Below are 22760 nucleotides of genomic sequence, written 5' to 3' on the forward strand. Positions count from 1 at the left end.
CCGATACGCACCCGTCTGTCAACTGTTGTTTTTTCTTTGTTGCATTCGTGTTTCACGCCTAACCGATTGATCCATATGAATTTTCACCAGGTGGCGAAAAAATGTCCAAGAGGTTGCCGAGGCAAGTGAATCCGCCTTCACGGCGTGGAGCACGCATGTAATTCACAGGTTTATCCACAGGCAGTGTGGATAAACCGGTTTCCTGAGCCCTCACATAGGTTTACGTCGTATTTATCACTTCGGTCACAAAAAGGCGCCGCAACTGATCACACCGCTTTCACGCGCAAAATCCGGCCTGCCCGGGCCGCTGGACAGTGTCGGTAGACTGGGAGGATGCCTTCGACTGTCACCACCCTGCGCGTTGCCCTGCCGGTGCCGCTGCCGCAATTGTTCGATTACCTGCCCCCCGCCGATGCCGCGCAGCCCGATCAAGGGCGGGTGGGCTCCCGGGTGCGGGTGCCGTTCGGCTCGCGTGAGCTGGTCGGGGTGGTGGTGGAGATCGGCCAGCTGCCGTCGGCAGACGGGCTGCGCCCGGCGCTGGAGTGGTGCGACGCGGCGCCGCTGCTGGTGGATGAACTGGCCCGCTCGTTGCAATGGCTGGCCCGCTATACGCATGCACCGCTGGGCGAGGCCCAGGCCAGCGCCCTTCCCGGCCCGCTGCGCCGCGGCGAGCCACTGGCCGACACCCACGCCTGGGCCTGGCAGCTCACCGAGGCCGGGCATACCGGGGCGGGCAGCCTGCGCGCCGGCAGCCGACCCGCCTTGTTGGCTGGCCTGCTGCAGGCCGGCGCGCTGAGCGAAGACCAGCTGGACTCGCTGCTGCCGCAGTGGCGGCAAGCCGCGCGCAGCCTGGCCAAGCGTGGCCACGCCGAACGCGTGGCGGTGGCTGCCGATGCCCTCCCGCCCCGTCCCGCCAGCGGCCCGGCGCTCAACGACGAGCAACAGGCCGCAGCCGCGGCGATTCGCGCGCGCAGCGGCTTTGCCACCTATCTGCTCGATGGCGTCACCGGCAGCGGCAAGACCGAGGTCTATCTGCAGGCAATCGCCGACTGCCTGGCCGCCGGCCGCCAGGCGCTGGTGCTGGTCCCGGAGATCGGTCTGACCCCGCAGACGCTGGGCCGTTTCCGCGCGCGCCTGGGGGTGCCGGTGCATGCACTGCACTCGGGCCTGTCCGATGGCGAGCGCGCCCGCGTCTGGGCCGCGGCCTGGCGCGGCGAAGCCCAGCTGATCGTCGGCACCCGCTCGGCGGTGTTCACCCCGCTGCCCAAGGCCGGTCTGATCGTGATCGACGAGGAGCACGACGGCAGCTACAAACAACAGGACGGCATCCGCTATCACGCCCGCGATTTCGCCCTGGTGCGCGGCAAGGCGCTGGACGTGCCGGTCATCCTGGGCAGCGCCACGCCCTCGCTGGAAAGCCTGCACAACGCCTACGCCGGCCGCTACCAGCACCTGCGCCTGTCGCGTCGTGCCGGCGAAGCGCGCCCGCCGCGCGTGCGCGTGCTGGATGTCCGCAAGCGCCCGCTCAAGGACGGGCTCTCGCCGGAGGTGCTGGCCGGCATCGGCGCCACCCTGGCGCGCGGCGAGCAGGTACTGGTGTTCAAGAACCGCCGCGGCTACGCGCCGGTGCTGCTGTGCCACGACTGCGGCTGGACAGCCGCCTGCCAACGCTGCAGCACGCCGCTGCACCAGACCCCGATGACCGTGCATGCCGGCGGCCGTCGCCTGCAATGCCATCACTGCGGGGCGCGCCAGCCCGCACCGCTGGCCTGTCCGGCCTGCGCCAGCCTGGCGCTGCAGCCGCAGGGCATCGGCACCGAACGCCTGGAAGAACGCCTCAGCGAGGCCTTCCCGGACGTGCCGGTGGTGCGCATCGACCGCAGCACCACCCAGCGCCGCGACGCCCTGGAAACCCAACTCGCCCGGCTCGGCAACGCGGCCGGCATCCTGGTCGGCACCCAGATCCTGGCCAAGGGCCACGACCTGCCGCGGCTGACCATGGTGGTGGTGGTGGGCATCGACGAGGGCCTGTTCTCTGCAGACTTCCGCGCGGCCGAAAAACTCTCCCAGCAGCTGATCCAGGTGGCAGGGCGCGCCGGGCGCGCCGACCGCCCTGGCGAGGTGTGGCTGCAGACGCACCATCCCGACCATCCCCTGCTGCAGACCCTGGTCAACGGCGGCTATCACGCCTTTGCCGATGCCGAGTTGCAGCAACGCGAGGCCGCCGGCTTTCCACCGTTCGCCCACCTGGCATTGTTCCGCGCCGAGGCCAAGGACGTGGCGGCGGCCAACGAGTTCCTGCAGGCGGTGCGCGGCCTGACCAGCGCAGACAACGGCGTGCCCGCACCCTCCCTGGCAGCCGTCGAATGCTATGGCCCGATGCCGGCGCCGATGCCGCGCCGCGCCGGCTTCCAGCGCACCCAGTTGCTGCTGTCGGCCCAGCAGCGCCCGGCCTTGCATCGCCTGCTCGATACGCAACTGCCGGCCATCTACGCGCTGCCGCAGGCGCGGCGCGTGCGCTGGTCGCTGGATGTGGATCCGATCGATCTGTATTGAGGCCGGTGCGTCTCGCGCACGGGCAGCAGCCGGATCCACGGTGCGCGATGTCTCCGGGTTTTGCAGGAGCGCACCTGGGCGCGACGCGGCGTTACCGGCACGGCCCTCGCGCCTGGCTGCGCTCCTGCAGCAAACGCGAGCCATCAGGCCGCGTGGTGTGCTGGCCCATTGATTTGCAGTCGCGGCGATTTGGGTCGCGGCGCGCCTGTGCCTGCAATGCATCACGCAGGCCTCAGCGCAGGCACGACACTCAGGTCAGCGCCGTCATCACGCCGCGCTGGTACGCCGGCCGCGCGCACAGGCGCTGATACCACCGGTGCAAATGCGGCAGTTCGGGCCGGTCGATCGGCATTTCGAACCAGGCGTAGATGAAACTTCCGAGCGGAATATCGCCCATCGCGAACTGCTCGCCGGACAGGTACGGCTGCTGCGCCAGGGCCGCATCCACGCGCGCCAGCAACTCGCCCGACTGCGCCAGCGCGGCGGCAATGCGCGCGCTATCGCGCTCGGGCTCGGGGGTGCGCAACACGCCCCAGAACAGATCTCGGAAAGCGCCGGCAAACGTGGAGGTGGTCCAGTCCATCCAACGGTCGCCCAGCGCGCGTTCGGCCGGCGATGCCGGATACAGCGCGGGTGCGTACTGCGCAGCCAGATACCGCACGATCGCATTGGATTCCCACAACACCAGCGCGCCATCCTGCAGCGTCGGCACCAGCCCGTTCGGGTTCAGTGCGCGATATTCGGGCGTAGTGTTGCCACCGAATGCGCCACCCACCTCGATCGAAGCATAGGCCACGCCGGCTTCTTCGGCGCACCACAGCACCTTGCGTACATTGCTGGAATTGCGCCGCCCCCACACAGTGATCGTCGGCGGTGTGTCGCTGGCTGCATGCGTCATCGTCATTTCCCCGGAACAGGCTTGGCGGGTGCGCGCGCCGCGCGCTTGTTGGCCGGCGACGGCGCCGCTGCGGCAGGCGCTGCGGTCTTCGCGCGACTGCCGCTGCCCTTGGGCGTATCGCGCACCCAGAGTGCCTGTTCGTCCTGCCTGATCTCGAACAAGCCGATCGCGCGCACCAGATCGCTGAGCTTGCGATAGCCGTAGTTGCGCGGATCGAACGAGGCCTGGTTGGCCACCTGCTTGCCCACCGCGCTCAGCAACGCCCAGCCATCGTCTTCGCAGGCGCTGACGATGGCATTGCGCAGCATCTGCACCAGCCGCGTGTCGCTGCGCAACGCAGTCGCGTCCTTGCGCCCGGCAGCAGTGTCGCTGGCTGCAGCGGCCTGCTCGCCCAGTGCTTCCACGTAGGTGAATTTGGAGCAGGCATTGACGAACGGTGCCGGCGTCTTTTTCTCTCCAAAGCCATACACCTTCATGCCATCGGTCAGCAGGCGCATCACCAACGGGGTGAAGTCCGCATCGCTGGAGACGATGGCAAACCCGTCGAGGTTGCGCGCGTACAACAGGTCCATCGCGTCGATCACCATGGCCATGTCCGAGGCGTTCTTGCCCGAACTATAGGCAAACTGCTGGATCGGCCGGATTGCATAATCGTGCAACGCCGCTTCCCAGCCCTTCAGGTGCGGGCTCTTCCAGTTGCCGTAGGCGCGGCGCACGTTGGCCACGCCGTAGCGTGCCACTTCCGCCAGCACCACATCGATCTTGCCGGCAGGCGCGTTGTCGGCGTCGATCAGCAAGGCGATCCGCTTGTCGGGATTGTCGGTCATGCTCAATGCTCCACTGCAGCGTCGGTGACGGTTTCGGTTGCGGTTTCGGTTTCGGTTGCGGTCTCGGTGTCCATTTCCAGATCTGGTTCTGTCTCGGCGTCGGCGTCGGCATCGGCATCGGCATCGGCATCGAGCGTGGCCTCTTCTGCCGCCTCTGCAGCCGGCAAGGTGTACTCGGTGCCATCGCGCAGGGTGAGCACCCCATCGCTCAGGATCTCCTGATCGGCGCCGGCACTGACCCAGGTTGCCTTGACGCGACCGGCGCCGCGGTCGCCTTCCACATCGAACACGAACTCTTCGCCGCCCGGTGCCATTCCCGTGCGCACCAGATCCACCCGCATGCTGCGGATCTGGCCGATATGTTCCTGCACCACTGCATCGTCCTGCAGCGCGCTGCGCGCCTGGTCGGTAAACACCGACCAGCCCGTATTGACCAGCCACATGGCCGCGGCCAGCACCACCACTCCGAACAGACTCGCGCAGGCGAGGATGCCGATCAGGCCGATGGCCACGCCGCTGAGCGGCTTCCGGGCCGCTGGTGCCGCAGGGGCGATCGGTGCGGCAGTGGGCGCCGGCGCAGTCGGCAGCGGGGGCAAGGGCGGTGGGAACGAAGACATGCGAAGACCGTCGAAGATGGATGCAACATGATGCCGCAGGCGCGCTGCGCCCACGCGTCATGTTCATTGGCACTTTGGCATGCTGTCGGGCCCGCGTCGCATTCCATCGGACTTCTACGATGACCTCTCACCCCTCCCCCGCTCCGCTGCATCTGGTCGTGGTAGGTGGCGGTTTTGCCGGTTTGTGGGCGACCCGCGCGCTCGACGATCCCGGCATCCGCATCACCCTGATCGACCGCCAGAACCACCATCTGTTCCAGCCGCTGCTGTACCAGGTGGCCACCGCCGGCCTGTCGGCGCCGGACATCGCCGCGCCGCTGCGGCACATCCTGCGCCAGCAGCGCAATGTCGAAGTGCAACTCGGCGATGTGGTCGAAATCGCGCCCGGCCGCCGCGAGGTGGGACTGGCCGACGGCAAGACGGTCGGTTACGACCTGCTGCTGCTCGCCACCGGGGCCACCCATGCCTACTTCGGCAACGACCAGTGGGCCGAGCACGCGCCCGGGTTGAAGACGCTGTACGACGCGCTGGTGCTGCGCCGCAAGCTGCTACTGGCCTTCGAGCGCGCCGAAGCCGAAACCGATCCCGCCGCACGCGCCGCATGGCTCAGCTTTGCGGTGGTCGGCGGCGGCCCCACCGGCGTGGAACTGGCCGGCACCCTGGCCGAAATCGCCCGCCACACGCTCAAGAACGAGTTCCGCCATATCGACCCGCGGCAGGCGCGGGTGCGCCTGGTCGAAGCCGGACCGCGCGTGCTGCCCTCGTTCCCGGACGACCTCACCGCCAAGGCGCGCAAGCAGCTGGAACGTCTGGGCGTGGAAGTGCACACCGGCACCCCGGTGACGCATATCGATGCGCTGGGCTACCAGCTCGGCGAGACCTTCGTGCCCGCGCGCACCGTGGTGTGGGCCGCGGGCGTGGCGGCCTCGCCGCTGGCGCGCACGCTGGGCGTGCCGCTGGACCGCGCCGGCCGGGTGCTGGTGGAGCCGGACCTGAGCGTGCCCGGCCATCCGGACATCTTCGTCGGCGGCGATCTGGCATCGGTGCAGCAGGACGGTCGCCCGGTGCCGGGCGTGGCGCCGGCAGCCAAGCAGATGGGCAAGCACATCGCCAAGGCGATCCGTGCACGTCAGCGCGGCCAGGCGGCAGCCGCGTTCCAGTACCAGGACTTCGGCAACCTGGCCACCATCGGTCGCATGGCGGCCATCGTGCACGTAGGCAAGCTCAAGCTGTCGGGCATCGTGGCGTGGTGGTTCTGGCTGGCCGCGCACGTCTACTTCCTGATCGGCTTCCGCAACCGCTTCGTGGTGCTGGTGAACTGGGCGATGGCGTACTGGAGCTACCAGCGCGCCGCGCGCATCATCTTCGGCGGCGCCACCGACGACCCGCCGCCCAACAGCAAGGACGGGTGACAGCGGCCCGCGCGGTACGCGATGCTGTGCGGCCTGATTTGACGGCCTGACCGTGGCGACTGTCCTGTTCCTGCTGGATCTGCTCGGCACCTTCGTGTTCGCCCTGAGCGGCGCGACGGTGGCGGTGCGCAATCGCCTGGACCTGTTCGGCGTGCTGGTGCTGTCGTGTGCGGCCGCGGTGTCCGGCGGCATCGTGCGCGATGTGTTGATCGGGGCCACCCCGCCGGCCGCACTGGTACAGCCGCAGTACCTGCTCACCGCCTGCCTGGCCGGCGTTGCCGGCTTCTACTGGCATGCGGCGGTGGAGCGCCTGCGCAACCCGGTGCAGATCTTCGATGCAGCGGGGCTGGCGCTGTTTGCGGTCTACGGCACCAGCAAGGCGCTGGATTACCACCTCAGCCCGCTGAGCGCGACCTTGCTGGGCATGCTCAGCGGTATCGGCGGCGGCATCGCGCGCGACCTGCTGGTCGCACGCACGCCGGTCGTGTTGCAGGCCGAACTGTATGCGGTGGCCGCGCTCGCCGGTGGCGGGCTGGTGGCGATCGGGCATGTGCTCGGCGTACCGCAGGCCTGGTCGCTGGCCAGCGGCGCCGGCGTGTGTTTCGGCCTGCGTTTCATGGCGATTCGCTACGGCTGGCATTTGCCTGTCGCGCGCCTGCCGGACTAGTCAGGCGGTCGCGGGGCATGGCGATCAAGCGCAACCAGCCACTCTGCGTGGCCGCCAGCTGGGCGTAGCCCGCGCTGGACATAGACAGATCGTCTGCTCGGGTGACCACTGCGACGCCACACTGACCCACGACGACTCGCTGCGCGTTGCCGCCGCCTGCACAACGGGAGCGCTCGCGATTGCGCTAAGCACCCGCCGCCATGCCTGCCATTGGCCATCCATGTCGGCACCAAGCCAACCCTTCCTTGCGTGCAGCCAGGCGCACATGCCGCACTACGACAGCAAACCGGCGAACCAACCACGCGCCTTCTTGCTCAACGCATGACCGACGCCGCAGACGCAAACGGCCCGGAAAACCGGGCCGTTTGTGCAGCAGTGATGGCGTGATCGAACAATCAGGCGACAAACAGCGCCTTCATCTTCTTCAGCGCATTCGCCTCGATCTGACGGATGCGCTCGGCCGATACGCCGTATTCGTCGGCCAGCTCCTGCAGCGTCACCTTGGACTCCGAATCCAGCCAGCGACGCTTGACGATGTCGCGCGAGCGTGTGTCCAGGCCGGCCATGCCTTCGCGCAGCAATTGCAGCTGGTTGTCTTCGCTGTCGTGCCGCTCGTAGGCCTGCGAGGGATCTTCCTCGTTGGCCACCAGGTAGCTCACCGGCGACGGCGGGCCATGGTCGTCGTCCTCGTCGGAGGAGGCATCGAATCCGATATCGCGGCCGGACAGGCGCGACTCCATCTCCATGACTTCACGCTCGGAGACATTCAGGTCCTTGGCGACCGCAGTCACTTCGGACGCATTGAGCCAGCCCAGGCGGGTCTTGGACTTGCGCAGGTTGAAGAACAGCTTGCGCTGCGCCTTGGTCGTGGCGACCTTGACGATGCGCCAGTTCTTCAGGATGAACTCGTGCATTTCGGCACGGATCCAGTGCACCGCGAAGCTGACCAGGCGCACGCCCATGTCCGGGTCGAAGCGCTTGACCGCCTTCATCAGGCCGATATTGCCTTCCTGGATCAGGTCGCCCAGCGGCAGGCCGTAGCCGTTGTAGCCGCGAGCCACATGCACCACGAAGCGCAGGTGGGAATGGACCAATTCACGCGCCGCGTCCAGATCCAGCTCGTCGCGGAAACGGCGGGCCAGATTCTGCTCCTCATCGACCGACAGCACCGGGATCTGGTGCACGGCACCGATGTAGGCGTCCAGCGAACCGAGCGCACTGGGAATCGGGAGATTGTTTGCCACAAGGGCAGTCGAAGTAGTCTGGTTCATAGGCACCATCTTAGCAGTCGAACTATTGGACTGCCGGGTATAGAAAGAGTTCCCAGCGTTCCATTCATAGGACATTCGGGCTTGAGATCCTGACGGCGTTCTACCGTAGAGCTCCCCGATTTCGATCACTACGCTACCACCGACACCCTGCGCAGACCGTGACAAAGCTGCCGCCAACAGGCCTGGCGTCGGGGCTGTTCAGCCGGCGGCCGAGGTTGTGTCCAGGGCGTTGCGGGGCGGCAGCGACCAGTCGATCGGGCCCAGACCACGGCGCTGCAGATGCTCATTGGTCCTGGAGAAATGCTTGCACCCCAGGAAACCGCGGTGCGCCGACAATGGTGAAGGATGCGGGGCCTTGAACACGCGGTGCCGGGCCTGGTCGATGACCTTGCCCTTGGACTGTGCGTAACTGCCCCACAGCAGGAACACCAGGCCCTCCCGCTCGCGGTTGAGGGTTTCCACCACGTGGTCGGTGAAGCCTTCCCAGCCCTTGTTCTGGTGCGCGCCAGCCCGGCCCTGCTCCACCGTCAGCACTGCGTTGAGCAGCAGCACGCCCTGGCGCGCCCACGGCATCAGATAGCCATGATCGGGACGCGGGATGCCCAGATCGTCCTGGATTTCTTTGTAAATATTGAGCAGCGACGGCGGCACCGGCACGCCCGGCAACACCGAAAAGCACAGCCCATGCGCCTGGCCCTCGCCGTGATACGGGTCCTGCCCCAGGATCACCACCTTGACCTGCTCGAACGGAGTGGCATCGAAGGCGGCAAAGATCTGCGGACCGGGCGGGAACACCCGCGCGCCGGCGGCCTTGCGCTGGCGCAGGAACGCAGACAACTCCTGCATCTCCGGGCGCAGCAACCAATCACCCACCGTTGCCTTCCACGACGGTTCCAGCTGGATGCGTCCCTCCCCTTCGGTCATAGCATCACGGCCTGGTCTTCCAGGCGTGCCAGGCGCAGCTGGAACAGCACCTTGGTCACCAGCAGGCGCTCTTCGATGGGCTTTTGCACCAGATCGTTGGCACCGGCGCGCAGCAGCTCGGACTGGTTGCGCGGGTTGGTGTCGCCGGTCATCACCAGCACCGGCAGGCGGCGCTTGCCGTAGGCGAAGTCGATACGGATGCGTTCGACCACATCGCGTCCATTGAGCTCGCCCTTGAGGGTGACGTCGGTCAGCACCACGTCGATGCGGCGCTCGGTCCGGCCCAGCGATTCGGCGGTGAGCAGCGCGAATGCGTCCTCGGCGGTGAGCACATGCACCACTTTCAGGCTCTGGCGCTCCAGCATGCGCTTGGTCGCCTCGGCCACCACGCGGCTGTCCTCGATGTACAGCACGGTGGCGCCCACCACCGGCTCGGGCTGCACGTAGCCGCGGATGAAGGTGGCCAGGGCTTCGTGGCCCAGCGCCTTGTCGAAATAGTCGGTGACGTATTCGGTGAAGCGGCGTTCGACCAGATGCTGTTGCGCATCGCCGGACACCACGATCACCGGCACATACGCCTGGCCGGCGGCTTCGCGCACGCTGCGCGCCAGCGCCAGGCCATCGCCATCGGGCAACGACAGCGAGGTGGTGACCAGATCCATGGCGCCGGCTTCCAGCGCGTCGCGCGCTTCGGCAATGCTGGCGCAGCCGATCACCTGCACATTGGGCAGATCGCGCTTGAGCACGTCGGCAATGAGCTTGCGCACCAGCTTCGAGCCATCGACGACCATCACACGCGGTGCGTCGCTGATCAGGTGTTTGAGATCTGGTGGATGCATGGCAGGCCTCAGGTCTCGGTGGGACGGGTCTGGCGGAGGAAGTGGCCGGTCACCAGCCAGGCACCCAACCACCCCAGGACTAAGGTGCCGACCAGCACCATCGCAGAATGCAACAGATCCAGCCCGTGCAGGGTAAAAGAACTGCCGTAACTGTCGGCCAATGTCGCCAACGGCGTACGCAATGCCAGGCCCGAGGCAGCGATCAGAGCAAGCGCGACCGCGCCGGCGCCCAGGCCGTACCAGGCGCCCAGATACAGGAACGGGCGACGGATGAAGCCATCGCTGGCGCCGAGCAGTTGCAGCACGCCGATTTCCTCGCGCCGCGACTGGATGTCCAGCCGCACGGTGTTGCCGACCACCAGTACCGCGCCGATGCCAAGCAGGGCCGACAACACCTGCACCAGGCGCTCGCCGAAGTGCAACCAGCCATCCAGGCGCTTGCGCCATAGCGCGTCGTGCTGCACCTGATCGGTTTGCGGCAGCGCCTGCAGCGCATTGGCCAGCTGCGCGTCGTCGGTCGCATCGGCGGGAGTGACGATCAACAAGGTGGGCAGCGGGTTGTCGCCCAGGGCATCGGCCGCTTCATCGAGCTTGGCGCTCTCGCGCAGCTCGGCCAAGCCCTGCTCCGGCGTGCGCAGCGTGACCTTGGCGACATCCGGGCGTGCACGCAGCTCGCCCGCCAGCGCCTGCGCCGCATCGGCGGCGACATCGACCTTCAGGAACAGATTGATCTCGCGCGACTGCTGCACGCTGCCGGCCAGCAGCTTGACGTTGTCCAGCGCGATCGACAGCCCCAGTGGCAGTGCCAGCGCCAGGGCCATCACCACGATGGTCAGCAACGTGGCCCACGGCTTGCGCATCGCACGGCCCAGGCTGAAGGCGATGCTGTGCAGGTGGTGGTCGATCCACACCCCAAAGCGCGAGGGCGCCACGGCTTCGGTATTGGCGAGCTTGCTCATTCGGCCAGATCCTGCGGCGAGATGTCGTCGACCAGGCGGCCGTGATCCAGGATCAGCACGCGCTTGCGCATCTGCTTGAGCAGCGCCAGATCGTGGCTGACCACCAGCACGCTGGTGCCGCGCGCAGGCAGTTCGGCGAACAACTGCATGATCTCCGCGGCCAGGGCCGGGTCGAGGTTGCCGGTGGGTTCGTCGGCCACCAGCAACCGCGGCTCGCCGACGATGGCACGGGCGATGCCAACGCGCTGCTGCTCGCCCGCCGACAGCTGCGACGGCAGGGCTTTTTCGCGGTGGGCCAGGCCGATCCGCTCCAGCGCCGAGCGCACGCGCTTGCCGATCTCGGCACGGCGCGTGCCGCGCAGGATCAACGGCAATGCCACGTTCTCGGCAATGCTGCGGTCGTTGAGCAAGCGATGGTCCTGATAGACCGCACCCACCTGGCGACGATGCAGCGGAATCTGACGGCCACGCACCTTGAGCAGGTTGCGCTCGCCCAGCACCACCGCGCCCTGGCTGGGCCGCTCGCTGAGGTGGATCAATTTGAGCAACGTACTTTTGCCAGCGCCGGAGTGGCCGGTCACGAACAGCATCTCGCCATCGGCCACTTCGAAGCTGACATCGGTCAGCGCCTGGTGGCCCCCGGCGTAGTGCTTGCTGACGTTGTCGAAACGCAGAACGGTCATCCAGCGATTATGCCGGAGCGCCAGCGCTTGCGTCGCATCGCCGAACACCGGCGATGCGATTGCTTCGCCCGGACGTCAGTTGCCCGACACCAGCGAACGCAGGCGGCGCCCGATCCGGCTCAGCAACGACGGGCTGCCGGCTGGCTTGGCCGCGGCACGCACCGGCTTGGCGACCACCTGGGTGGGCTTGCGCGGCGCGGCGGGTGCCGGCACCGGTGTGGATGCCACGACCGGCTCGCCACCTTCGACCGGCCGACCGTTGCGGCGACGCCGCCGCTTGCGCGGTGCACGCTCGCCATCGACCTGGATGGACGGGGCAACGGTTGCCGCGTCGGCAACCACCGGCGGAACCGATGCAGCCGCTGCAACCGGCGCCTCGCCCTCCACACGCGGCTTGCGGCGCGGACGCGGCTTGCCATCGGCACTGCCGCCGTCACGACGACCGCCACCGCTACCACTGCGCGACCCGCCACCGCCCGGACCGCTGCGGCCGCCGCCACGGCGGGCCTCGTCGGCGGCGCGCTGCTCGCGCGCTTCGCGGAAGATCGTGCCCACGCTGTCGCCAGCGTCGTCGTCGACCTCCTCGCCTTCCACTGGCGTGCGCGGTGTGCGCGGCAGCGGGGTCAGCAGCTCAGAGGTCACCGGCTCGACCGGGATCTTTTGCTCGATGTAGGCCTCGATGTCCGGCAGGCTCATCGCATAGCGCTCGCAGGCGAAGCTGATTGCATCGCCCTCTTCGCCCAGGCGCGCGGTGCGGCCGATGCGGTGCACGTAGTCTTCCGCGTCGAACGGCAGGTCGTAGTTGTAGACGTACTTGACCCCGTCGATATGCAGGCCGCGCGCGGCCACGTCGGTGGCCACCAGGATTTCGAGCTGGCCCTTTTGGAAGCGGTTGAGCAGCGACTCGCGCTTTTTCTGCGGCACGTCGCCAGACAGCACGCCAACCCGGTAACCGTGGCGCTCCAGGGTGCGCGCCACGCGCTCGACGAACGCCTTGGTGTTGACGAACACCATGGTGCGCGCGCCTTCGCTGCGCGACAGCAGGCCGAGCAGCAGCGTCTGCTTTTCTTCGTCGGACGGGAAATAGATGCGCTGGCGCACGCGTGCGGCAGTGATGGTCTCGGTTTCGACCACGAGCTTCTCCGGCTCGTTCATATGCTCGTAGGCCAGCTCCAGCACGCGGTGGCTCAGCGTGGCCGAGAACAGCAGCGTCTGCCGGGTGCCGCGCTCGGGCATGCGCCGCAGCAGGAAGCGGATGTCCTTGATGAAGCCCAGGTCGAACATGCGGTCGGCTTCGTCCAGCACGCAGATCTCGCAGGCATGCAGCGAGACCACCTTGTGCTGCTTGACGTAGTCGATCAGCCGGCCCGGGGTGGCGATGATCACGTCCACACCCTGCTGCAGCAGTTCGCGCTGCTTGTCGTAGTCCACCCCGCCATAGACCAGCGCAAAGCGCAGGCCCAGGTCGGCGCCGAACTTGACCGCGTCCTTGTGGATCTGGATCGCCAGCTCGCGGGTGGGCGCCAGGATCAGCGCGCGCGGGTCTTCCGGCTTGCGGTCGGCCAGGGCCGGGCGGATCAGCAGGCGGTTCATCACCGCCACCAGGAACGCCAGCGTCTTGCCGGTGCCGGTCTGGGCCTGGCCGGCGACATCGCCGCCCGGCAACGCGACCGGCAGGGTCAGCGCCTGGATCGGGGTACAACGGGTAAACCCGGCGCTCTCCAGCCCGGCGATTAGCGCCGGATGCAGGTCGAACGAGGAAAAAGTCAAATCGGTCAGCGGTTTGTCGCTCATTATTCCGTCTTCGTGAGGCGCCCTGGGCAGCCCGGGCGCGGCTTGCATCGATGCCGACAGCGTCGCAAACTGCGGCTCTTGTGGCGGACAGCGCGGCTTCAGGACTGACACTTGATTCAGTCGCGCAATGCCCCAGTTTAACGCAATGTGGCGGCCTGCCCGATCGGGTGGGCCGTTTGGTTTCCAGGAGACCCAACGTGAGCGACAAGGTTCAACATGTCGGCGATGCCGATTTCGAGACAGCTGTACTGCAATCCGGCGAACCGGTTCTGGTGGATTTCTGGGCCGAATGGTGCGGCCCGTGCAAGATGATCGCCCCGGTGCTGGACGATCTGGCCGATACGTACCAGGGCAGGCTCAAGGTTGCCAAGGTCAATGTGGACCAGAACCGCGCCCTGGCCATCAAGTATCACGTCCGTTCGATCCCGATGCTGCTGTTGTTCAAGGACGGTGAGGTCCGGGCCAGCCAGATCGGGGCGGTTGGCAAGGGCCAGCTGACCCAGATGATCGACAAGACCCTGGGTGGCGCGGCCGCCTGAGTTGGGTAGGCGTCCAGCAATGGACGCCTGCGCGGTTCGCCAGCAGTTAAATCCTGCCATGGCAGACGCTTGCGCGGTCACGCACCGCGGTGATAGTGTCAGTTGGTCCGGCACACGTTCGTGCGCCGCCGTCCCCCTCTAGAAACTCTTCTAGACTCCCATCTACCAATAGTTCGCCCCCTAGCTGGGCGCTCGCACCTTAGCGAGGAATCACGCACTTGTCCGATCACCCTTCCTCCGATACCGGGAGCAGCGTCGACGCTCCCGTCGAGAAGCGCGTGCGCAAGCCGCGCGTGAGCAAGACCGCCGTCGCCCATGACGATGCCGGCACGCAGCAACCCAACCTGCCCTTGCCCGCCAGCCCCGCACCCGACGCACCCCGCGCCCCGCAGGCACCGTCGCACGCTGCCGACTCGGCACCGGCGCAGACGTCCAGCGATGGCGCCGCTGCCAGCAGCAGCGCTCCCAGCGCCCACCAGGGCGGCGACAGCCAGGGCGAGTCCCGCGGCGAGGGCGGCCAGTCGCAGCAGCAGCGCTTCAATCAGGCGCAGCAACAGCAGAACCAGAATCAGGCGCAAAGCCAGGGCCAGAACCAAGGTCAGGGCCAGCAGCAGGGTCAGGGCCAGAACGGCGGCCAGAACCAGCAAGGCCAGGGGCAGAACCAGCAAGGCAATCGCCGCGACCGGTTCCGCAACCGCCGTGACCGCGGGCCGCGCGACCGCTTCGGCAATGAAGGCGGCGGCATGCCGTCCTCCGATGGCAGCAACGAACCATTCGTGGCGCGTCCGCATCCGGCCGTGCCGGAAGGTTTCCCGGTCTATTCGCTGAGCGACCTCAAGCGGATGCCGGCGCAGAAGCTGCTGGACATCGCCGATCAGCTCAACATCCAGGAAGGCGTGGCGCGCGCGCGCAAGCAGGACGTGATCTTTGCCCTGCTCAAGGTGCTGACCCGTCACGGCGAAGGCGTTGCCGCCGACGGCGTGCTGGAAATCCTGCCGGACGGCTTCGGTTTCCTGCGTGCCGCCGAAGCCAGCTACCTGGCCGGCCCGGACGATACCTATATCTCGCCCAGCCAGATCCGCCGCTTCAACCTGCGCACCGGCGACCATTTGTCCGGCCGCATCCGCTTCCCCAAGGACGGCGAACGCTATTTCGCGTTGTCGATCGTGGACACCATCAACGGTGAGCCGCTGGAAGCCAGCAAGAACAAGGTGCTGTTCGAGAACCTGACCCCGCTGTTCCCGCGTCGCCGGTTCCGTCTGGAACGTGGCGATGGGTCCACCGAGGACATCACCGGCCGCATCCTGGATCTGATGGCGCCGCAGGGCAAGGGTCAGCGCGCGCTGATCGTCTCCCCGCCCAAGGCCGGTAAGACGATGATGATGCAGCAGGTGGCCACGGCCATCACCACCAATCATCCCGAAGTGCACATGATCGTGCTGCTGATCGACGAGCGCCCGGAAGAAGTGACCGAAATGCAGCGCACCGTGCGCGGTGAGGTCATCTCCTCCACGTTCGACGAGCCGGCCGCACGCCACGTGCAGGTCGCCGAGATGGTGATCGAACGGGCCAAGCGCCTGGTCGAGCACAAGAAGGACGTGGTGATCCTGCTCGACTCGATCACCCGCCTGGCACGTGCCTACAACAACGTGGTGCCCAGCTCCGGCAAGGTGCTTACCGGTGGTGTGGACGCCAATGCGCTGCACCGTCCGAAGCGCTTCTTCGGCGCGGCGCGTAACGTGGAAGAAGGCGGCTCGCTGACCATCATCGCCACGGCGCTGGTCGAGACCGGCAGCAAGATGGACGAGGTGATCTACGAAGAGTTCAAGGGCACCGGCAACAGCGAAGTGCATTTGAACCGTCGCATCACCGAAAAGCGTGTGTATCCTGCGATCGACATCAACCGCTCGGGCACGCGTCGCGAAGATCTGTTGATCGAGCCGGAGCTGCTGCAGAAGATCTGGATCCTGCGCAAGCTGCTGCACCCGATGGACGAAATCGCAGCGATGGAATTCCTGCTGGACAAGATGAAGACCACCAAGTCCAACGACGAGTTCTTCAGTTCGATGAAGCGCTGAGGTCGGCCGGCTTCATCGAGAGACAAAAGCCCCGCATTGCGGGGCTTTTTTTGTGGGCCAGTTGACCGAGATGCAGGCATCGCTTCGATGGATCTGCGTTGCCAGGCACCTGATCGATGGACTCGGCCCATCTAGGCGCCTTGGCGCGCTGCTTTCGCAGTGCCGGCAAAAGCGGCGCGCCCGGCCACACCCTGCGCAGGGCGTGCGCGCTTGCATCCGTGGTAGTGCGTTTAACCTTCCTGCAGCGGCGTCATCAGGCGCACGCCTTCGCCATGCAGCGAGAACAGGCCCGAGCCCGGCAAGGCATCCGGGCTGTCGGTCGTAGCAGCAGAGCGTTGCGTGCTCCAGGACGCGCTCTGGCGCGGACCCGGCAGATACGACTGCCATTTTTTCTGCTTGGCATCCAGGTCCTTCTCGGACGCGGCGATGTCGAACGTCACCGGCACGCGCATCTCCCAGAACGGCGCATTGCGCTCGGGCCCGGCCGTGGGCGGGGTAAACGTCCAGCTGCGCGCCTTGGCCATCGAGGCATCGGCAAATTCCTTGCGCCAGCGCGCACGCTTGGACTCGGGAACCAGTGCGGTGAGGTTGACCTGTTCGGCAACCACATCCTCCACCTTGCCGTCGCGTCCGATCTTGAGCAACAGATAGACCACGCCGGTGGCCCCGCCCCTGAAAGCATTGACCGGGTAAGGCGGTGGCGCCATGTCCTTGGCCTGTGCGGCATCACCCTGCTCGGCCTGACCGCCAAAATGCGCGCTGCGGATCGACACCTGATATTGATTGTCGTCGACCGGCCTGGCGACCAGCAGCAGACTCATCGGCAACTGCGTCGGCAGCGCCGTGCCATCGTCCTTGACCGGATCGAAGCGCCATGACGCAACCGACTGCTTGACCTTCTCGCGCACGACGGCAGGCAGTCGTTGTTCGTCCTCAAGTTTGACCTCGGTGACCGCGCCAGCCGGGGTCAGGGTCAGCTCGCCACTGACATTCATGCTCGCTTCGATCTGCTGGCGCACCGAAGCGGACTTGGCGGGGGCACCGCCCATCACTGCCAGCCCCAACGCGACACCCAACCCGACCCGTTGCTTCCACTGCATTGCCGCACTCCTTCGATGTGAGTGACTGTTGTACCAGTGTGTGGGCGGAAACGAAATGTTCGCACTGGCCAACGCTGCGCTGTTGCGAGCGTTGGGCAGTCCGCAGCGCTCGCATTACGGTGCTCGCGAACGCGCCTACCGATCCTGCGAGTGCCCCGCCATGCGGCTGCGTCGTCCAGCGCCCATCACCGCTACGCCAGCCGCCGCGATTCTGCATACGGCGGCGTGTCCGGGTAATCGTCTTCGCGCAGGCGCGCCTGTAGATCGCGCCACCATTGTGGGTCGAACAGTTCCGGGTGGATGTGCTTGACCGCTTCCAGTTGCGAGGACGGCAGACCCATGAACAGTGCGAAGCGCTCGGGGAAGACGTCGCGTGGGCCGACATGGAACCAGGGTTCGGCGGCCATCTGTTCTTCGTAGGTGGTGGGCGTGGGCCAGTCGCGAAAGGTGCATTCGGTGATCAGACACAACTCGTCGTAGTCGTAGAACACCGCACGCTGATGCCGGGTGATCCCGAAGTTCTTCAGCAGCATGTCGCCGGGAAAGATGTTGTTGCGCGCCATGTCCTTGATCGCCTGGCCATAGTCCAGCGCGGCCGCATGCGCGGCCTCGGGCAGTTGTTCGCGCAGGTACAAGTTGAGCGGACGCAGGCGCCGTTGCACGTAGCACAGCGCGATCAAGACATCCTCGCCATCCTCGCTCAGGCTCATCGCGCAGCTGGTCTGCAGTTCCTGCAGCAGCGCCGGCGAAAAGCGCGATTTGGGAAAGCGCAGGAAACGATACGGCTGCGCGTCGAGCAGCCGGCCGATGCGATCCAACTGGAACACCAGTTCGTACTTGCCCTCCACCTGCGCGCGGCTCATGGTCTTGGGGTAGGCGAAACGGTCGCGAATGAGCTTGAACACCAGCGGATAGCTGGGCAGCGTAAACACCACCATGACCATGCCAGGCGTGCCATCGGCATGCACCAGCTGCTCGGACGGCTGCGCCTGGAAATGGCTGAAAAACGTGCGATAACGCTCGGTCTTGCCCTGCTTGGCGCGGCCGAGCATGGTGTACAGCTCATCGACCGGCTTGTGGGTCAGCAGGCTGCGCAGGAATACCACCGCATCGCCCACCGTCGACAGGTCGGCTTGAAAATAACTGCGCGAATTGCTGAACAGTTGCGCGACATCGCTGCGCTTGGTCAACACCGCCTCGGCGCGCAAGCCGGCATCGTCGTTGATCAATGCGATGACGCACGGCGAAAACCGGTGCTCGCCGAACACGCGCCCGACCAGATAGGCGCGACGTTCGCGATAGAACACCGTCTCCAGCAATTCGACGCTGCGCACCGGGTGCTCGCCCCAATGCGCCAGGTCGTCGAGCAGACGTACCGCAATGGCCGCCGCGCAGCGGGTGCGGTGCGCATACGGCACCGCGAATGCGTAATCGCCCAGCACGCGCACCAGCATGTCTGTCAGCCGACCTGGCGACACGGCATAGGTATGCCGCGCCACCGGCACGGTGATGGCGTCGGTGGGTTCGATATCCAGCGCGATGAACTCGATATCGGCATCCACGCCGTGGGTGCCGAAGTAACGCCGCGTCAGCGTGTTGTAGAAGGTCTTGTACAACTCCTGATCGATCAACCCGGCCAGCAACGCGGCGTAATGACTGCGTGCGCGCATCCACAACGCGCGGTCATGCGCCTGCCCCAGCAACACGGCACGCAGGCGCAGCATGCATTCGCTGATGTACTGATCGTAGAGCGCGATCCGTGCGACGGCATCGTCGCGCGCGCCGCTCCAGTCGCGCATTTCGAAGCGCTGCTTGGCGCGCGCGGTGATCTCGGAAAACCGCGCGTGATAATCCTCGAATGCTTCGTACACGGCGTGGGCGATCGCCAGCGCGCGGCGCTCGGATTGGGGCGGTAACGGCAGCTGGTTCATGGCGGCAGTGTCCTTGCGCGCTTGCGGCGATGCGTGGTGGGCGGCAGTAAGGCAGACGGTGCGGCCATCGTCTGCTGGGCGTGCTCGGCATGTTCGCGCGCCTGTGCCTTGAGCCACTGGCGAAACGCAAGAAAACCGGTGTGCGTGGCCGAACGCTGCGGGTAGACCAGGTAATGCGACCAGGTGGTCTTGAGCCGTTGCGCCGACAGCGCCACCAGCTGGCCGGATGCCAGCAACAGGCGCGCTCGGGTCACCCGCCCCATCGCAACCCCGACGCCATCCAGCGCGGCACGGTGATGGGATTCGGATTCGTCGAGCACCGCAGCATACCGTCGCGGCGGTTCGCCTCCGAAGGTCGCAAACCAGCGCGGCCAGTCGCCATCCGGGTCGCCCAGCAGCGGCCATCGCTGCAGCGGCTGCGCATCGATGCCGCCCATGCGTGCGATCAGCGCCGGGCTCGCCATCGGCACCAGCCATTCGTCGAACAACGGTTCGGCGATCACGCCCGGCCACTGTCCGGCACCGATGCGCATGGCCGCATCCACCTGTGGCTGGCGCTCGAAATCCACCAATCGCTCGCTGGAAAACAGATTGATCTCGATGGTGGGATGGGCTGCCAGAAAATCGCTCAGGCGCGGAACCAGCCACGCCGAGGCCATCGACGGCGTAATGCTCAGGGTAAGCGTGTCCTCGCGGCGTGCAGCGAACGGCTGGAATGCGTCTGCGATCGCATCCAGATGCGGGGCGATGCGCTCGAGCAATTGCTGCCCCTGCGGCGTGGCGCTGACGCCGCGCGCGTGCCGCTGCAGCAACCGATAGCCCAGGCGTTGTTCGAGTGCACGTACCTGGTGACTGAGTGCACTGACGGTCAGATGCATCGACGCGGCAGCGCGCGAGAGATTGCCCAGGCGCACCGCACTGACGAAGCCCTGCAATGCGTGAAGCGGCGGACGCGACATGGCTCACCCTTGAATGGAATTCAACACAGACTTGCAAAACCCTCGCTTTTGCCTGGCCAAGCCTGCGCCTACTGTGGCTTCCACTCAAGTGGGAGCAGGATCATGCGCATCTTTACCGAGCTGCTGTTCCAGCACGGACACATTGCCGATGTGGCGCTTGCAAGGCAGTTGGCAGAACCGGAGATCGCGGCGGATGTGGCGACGGACGCCACACCCGAGCCGGCCGAAACTGCGCAAAGCGGGACGGAAACAAGCAAGGCTGCGCCTCGACGGCGCGCTGAGAAACGCATGGCGCGGCGTGCGCGCCACTTGGTACAGGCGATGACCGCACTGTCGCCCTTTCGCTGAAACGACAAGGCCCGCCTGTTGGCGAGGCGGGCCCTGACGATCGTACCGACTGGACGCACCGGCACGCGGTGCGCGGGGTCAGGCCTTCAGCGTGGCCAGCACGTCATTGAAGGTCTTGCTCGGGCGCATCGCCTCGCTGACCTTGGCCAGGTCCGGGTGGTAGTAGCCACCGATCTCCACCGGCTTGCCTTGCGCACCGTTGAGCTCGGCCACGATGGTGGCTTCGTTCTCGGTCAGCGCCTTGGCCAGCGGTGCGAACTTGGCCTGCAATGCGGTGTCCTCGGTCTGCGCGGCCAGGGCCTGCGCCCAGTACATCGCCAGATAGAAATGGCTGCCGCGGTTGTCGAGTTCGCCCACCTTGCGCGCCGGCGACTTATTGTTGTCCAGGAACTGGCCATTGGCCACGTCCAGCGCCTTGGCCAGCACCGTGGCCGACGGGTTGTTGTAGCGGTTGCCCAGATGCTCCAGCGACGCGGCCAGCGCCAGGAATTCGCCCAGCGAATCCCAGCGCAGGCAGTTCTCTTCGACGAACTGCTGCACGTGCTTGGGCGCCGAGCCGCCGGCACCGGTTTCGAACAGGCCGCCGCCGGCCATCAGCGGCACGATGGAAAGCATCTTGGCGCTGGTGCCCAGCTCCATGATCGGGAACAGGTCGGTGAGGTAGTCGCGCAGCACGTTGCCGGTGACCGAGATGGTGTCCTGGCCCTTGCGGATGCGCTCCAGCGAGAAGGTGGTGGCCTCCACCGGCGGCAGGATGCGGATATCCAGACCGCTGGTGTCGTGATCCTTCAGGTATTTCTCGACCTTGGCGATCACCTGCGCGTCATGCGCGCGCGCCTTGTCCAGCCAGAACACGGCCGGGGTGTCGCTCAGACGTGCGCGCTCGACCGCCAGCTTCACCCAGTCCTGGATCGGCGCGTCCTTGACCTGGCACATGCGCCACAGATCGCCGGCTTCCACCGCGTGTTCGAACACCGTCTTGCCGTTGTCGTCGGTGACCTTGACGGTGCCGGCGGCAGGCATCTGGAAGGTCTTGTCGTGCGAGCCATATTCTTCGGCCTTCTGCGCCATCAGGCCGACGTTGGGCACCGAGCCCATGGTGGCCGGGTCGAAGGCGCCATGCGTGCGGCAGTCGTCGATCACCGCTTGATACACGCCGGCATAGCAACGGTCCGGAATCACTGCCTTGGTGTCCTGCAGCTTGCCGTCGGCATTCCACATCTGGCCGGAGTCGCGGATCATCGCCGGCATCGAGGCGTCGACGATCACGTCGCTGGGCACATGCAGGCTGGTGATGCCCTTGTCGGAGTTGACCATCGCCAGGCCCGGACGCTGCGCGTACTCGGCCTGGATATCGGCCTTGATCTGCGCCTGCTGCGCTTCCGGCAAGGTGCCGATGCGGGCGTACAGGTCGCCGATGCCGTTGTTCGGGTCAAAGCCCACCGACTTCAATGCCTCGGCGTGCTTGCTCAGCGTGTCCTTGTAGAACTCACCGACCACCACACCGAACAACACCGGGTCGGAGACCTTCATCATGGTGGCTTTCAGATGCACCGAAAACAGCACGCCGTTGGCCTTGGCATCGGCGATCTGCGCGTCGATGAAGCTGGCCAGCGCGCGCTTGCTCAGCACGGCGGCGTCGACGATCTCGCCAGCCTTTACCGCGATCTTGTCCTTGAGCACGTTGCTGCTGCCATCGGCACCGACGAATTCGATCTTCAGCGTACCGGCGTCGGCCAGCGTGGTGGACTGCTCGCTACCGAAGAAGTCGCCGGCGTCCATGTGCGCCACGTGCGACTTGGACTCGCTGCTCCACTTGCCCATGCGGTGCGGATGCTTGCGTGCGTAGTTCTTGACCGACAGCGGTGCGCGGCGATCGGAATTGCCTTCGCGCAGCACCGGGTTCACCGCACTGCCCTTGACCTTGTCGTAGCGCGCCTTGATGTCTTTTTCGGCAGCATCCTTAGGCTCGTCCGGATACGCCGGCAAGGCATAGCCCTGTCCCTGCAGCTCCTTGATCGCGGCCTTGAGCTGCGGTACCGAAGCGCTGATGTTGGGCAGCTTGATGATGTTGGCTTCCGGCGTGGTGGCCAGCTCGCCCAGTTCGGCGAGGTCGTCGGCGATCTTCTGCTCCTCGCTCAGGCTCTCGGGAAACAGCGCAAGGATGCGGCCGGCGAGCGAGATATCGCGCGTTTCGACCACGATCCCGGCGGTATCGGTGTAGGCATCGATGATCGGCAGCAGCGACTGCGTGGCCAGGAAGGGAGCTTCGTCGGTGAGCGTGTAGAGGATCTTGGGTGTCTTGGACATGGGCGCGAAATGACCTCGGGGGATAAGGAAACAGCCTGCCACTGTCCA

19 protein-coding genes are annotated in these 22760 nt (G+C 66.3%); 6 read left to right on the plus strand and 13 right to left on the minus strand.

All coding sequences use genetic code 11. From position 1 onward, the window contains the following. Positions 1 to 333 precede the first annotated feature (333 nt). Entirely contained in the window at positions 334 to 2556 is a 2223-nt protein-coding gene (locus A7D17_RS05320; protein ID WP_064508146.1) for a primosomal protein N', read from the plus strand. A 250-nt stretch (positions 2557 to 2806) separates the two neighbouring features. Here A7D17_RS05320 and A7D17_RS05325 read toward each other — a convergent pair whose 3' ends face one another. Genes A7D17_RS05325 through A7D17_RS05335 form a run of 3 tightly spaced genes read right to left on the minus strand, consistent with a single transcriptional unit; the run spans position 2807 to position 4898 of the window. Beyond that, positions 2807 to 3460 (minus strand): glutathione S-transferase family protein, encoded by a 654-nt coding sequence (locus A7D17_RS05325; RefSeq protein WP_064508147.1) that lies wholly within the window; start codon positions 3458 to 3460, stop codon positions 2807 to 2809. Beyond that, positions 3457 to 4287 (minus strand): NYN domain-containing protein, encoded by an 831-nt coding sequence (locus A7D17_RS05330; protein WP_064508148.1) that lies wholly within the window; start codon positions 4285 to 4287, stop codon positions 3457 to 3459. Before A7D17_RS05330 ends, A7D17_RS05325 begins: the two co-directional genes overlap by 4 nt. After that, complete coding sequence (locus A7D17_RS05335) at positions 4284 to 4898, minus strand: hypothetical protein (RefSeq protein WP_064508208.1); 615 nt, start codon at positions 4896 to 4898, stop codon at positions 4284 to 4286. The genes A7D17_RS05330 and A7D17_RS05335 overlap by 4 nt, the downstream gene beginning before the upstream one ends. A 119-nt stretch (positions 4899 to 5017) precedes the next feature. On the opposite strand from A7D17_RS05335, the gene A7D17_RS05340 reads away from it, so the two are divergent. Together A7D17_RS05340 and A7D17_RS05345 are read left to right on the plus strand one after the other, a co-directional pair. Beyond that, positions 5018 to 6310, plus strand: coding sequence for an NAD(P)/FAD-dependent oxidoreductase (locus A7D17_RS05340; RefSeq protein ID WP_064508149.1), 1293 nt, complete (start codon positions 5018 to 5020; stop codon positions 6308 to 6310). Positions 6311 to 6362: 52 nt separating this feature from the next. Next, positions 6363 to 6977: a trimeric intracellular cation channel family protein gene (locus tag A7D17_RS05345; RefSeq protein ID WP_064508150.1), complete on the plus strand. Its 615-nt coding sequence runs from the start codon at positions 6363 to 6365 to the stop codon at positions 6975 to 6977. 395 nt (positions 6978 to 7372) lie between these two features. Here A7D17_RS05345 and rpoH read toward each other — a convergent pair whose 3' ends face one another. The 6 genes from rpoH to rhlB form a co-directional block, all read right to left on the minus strand. Continuing rightward, on the minus strand, positions 7373 to 8248 hold the full coding sequence (gene rpoH, locus A7D17_RS05350; protein ID WP_064508151.1) for an RNA polymerase sigma factor RpoH: 876 nt from the start codon (positions 8246 to 8248) through the stop codon (positions 7373 to 7375). Positions 8249 to 8446: 198 nt separating this feature from the next. After that, the gene (gene ung, locus A7D17_RS05355; protein WP_064508152.1) at positions 8447 to 9172 is read right to left on the minus strand and encodes a uracil-DNA glycosylase; all 726 of its coding nucleotides are present in this window, start codon (positions 9170 to 9172) and stop codon (positions 8447 to 8449) included. After that, positions 9169 to 10011, minus strand: coding sequence for a response regulator (locus A7D17_RS05360; RefSeq protein WP_064508153.1), 843 nt, complete (start codon positions 10009 to 10011; stop codon positions 9169 to 9171). The genes ung and A7D17_RS05360 overlap by 4 nt, the downstream gene beginning before the upstream one ends. Positions 10012 to 10019: 8 nt before the next feature. Then, the gene (gene ftsX / locus A7D17_RS05365) at positions 10020 to 10970 is read right to left on the minus strand and encodes a permease-like cell division protein FtsX (RefSeq protein ID WP_064508154.1); all 951 of its coding nucleotides are present in this window, start codon (positions 10968 to 10970) and stop codon (positions 10020 to 10022) included. After that, positions 10967 to 11653 (minus strand): cell division ATP-binding protein FtsE, encoded by a 687-nt coding sequence (gene ftsE, locus A7D17_RS05370; protein WP_046964288.1) that lies wholly within the window; start codon positions 11651 to 11653, stop codon positions 10967 to 10969. The genes ftsX and ftsE overlap by 4 nt, the downstream gene beginning before the upstream one ends. A 75-nt stretch (positions 11654 to 11728) precedes the next feature. Beyond that, positions 11729 to 13447 (minus strand): ATP-dependent RNA helicase RhlB, encoded by a 1719-nt coding sequence (rhlB, locus tag A7D17_RS05375; protein WP_064508155.1) that lies wholly within the window; start codon positions 13445 to 13447, stop codon positions 11729 to 11731. A gap of 197 nt (positions 13448 to 13644) precedes the next feature. Between rhlB and trxA the strand changes: the two genes are divergently transcribed. Together trxA and rho are read left to right on the plus strand one after the other, a co-directional pair. Continuing rightward, positions 13645 to 13986 carry a thioredoxin TrxA gene (gene trxA / locus A7D17_RS05380; protein ID WP_064508156.1) on the plus strand — a complete coding sequence of 114 codons (342 nt, stop codon included), beginning with the start codon at positions 13645 to 13647 and terminating at the stop codon, positions 13984 to 13986. Positions 13987 to 14204: 218 nt separating this feature from the next. Next, positions 14205 to 16064 carry a transcription termination factor Rho gene (gene rho / locus A7D17_RS05385; protein ID WP_064508157.1) on the plus strand — a complete coding sequence of 620 codons (1860 nt, stop codon included), beginning with the start codon at positions 14205 to 14207 and terminating at the stop codon, positions 16062 to 16064. Between the two features lie 230 nt (positions 16065 to 16294). On the opposite strand, the gene A7D17_RS05390 is transcribed toward rho, so the two are convergent. The 3 genes from A7D17_RS05390 to A7D17_RS05400 form a co-directional block, all read right to left on the minus strand. Continuing rightward, positions 16295 to 17164 carry an energy transducer TonB gene (locus A7D17_RS05390; RefSeq protein WP_064508158.1) on the minus strand — a complete coding sequence of 290 codons (870 nt, stop codon included), beginning with the start codon at positions 17162 to 17164 and terminating at the stop codon, positions 16295 to 16297. Positions 17165 to 17355: 191 nt separating this feature from the next. Next, positions 17356 to 19095, minus strand: coding sequence for a bifunctional isocitrate dehydrogenase kinase/phosphatase (aceK, locus tag A7D17_RS05395; RefSeq protein ID WP_064508159.1), 1740 nt, complete (start codon positions 19093 to 19095; stop codon positions 17356 to 17358). Continuing rightward, positions 19092 to 20054 carry a LysR substrate-binding domain-containing protein gene (locus tag A7D17_RS05400; protein WP_064508160.1) on the minus strand — a complete coding sequence of 321 codons (963 nt, stop codon included), beginning with the start codon at positions 20052 to 20054 and terminating at the stop codon, positions 19092 to 19094. Before A7D17_RS05400 ends, aceK begins: the two co-directional genes overlap by 4 nt. Positions 20055 to 20156: 102 nt before the next feature. Between A7D17_RS05400 and A7D17_RS05405 the strand changes: the two genes are divergently transcribed. Further along, on the plus strand, positions 20157 to 20402 hold the full coding sequence (locus A7D17_RS05405) for a hypothetical protein (protein WP_064508161.1): 246 nt from the start codon (positions 20157 to 20159) through the stop codon (positions 20400 to 20402). Between the two features lie 78 nt (positions 20403 to 20480). Here the strand turns inward: A7D17_RS05405 and A7D17_RS05410 are convergent, their stop codons facing one another. Next, entirely contained in the window at positions 20481 to 22712 is a 2232-nt protein-coding gene (locus A7D17_RS05410; RefSeq protein ID WP_064508162.1) for an NADP-dependent isocitrate dehydrogenase, read from the minus strand. Positions 22713 to 22760 lie beyond the last annotated feature (48 nt).

This window comes from Xanthomonas floridensis, from assembly GCF_001642575.1.
In the GTDB taxonomy this organism is placed as follows: domain Bacteria; phylum Pseudomonadota; class Gammaproteobacteria; order Xanthomonadales; family Xanthomonadaceae; genus Xanthomonas; species Xanthomonas floridensis.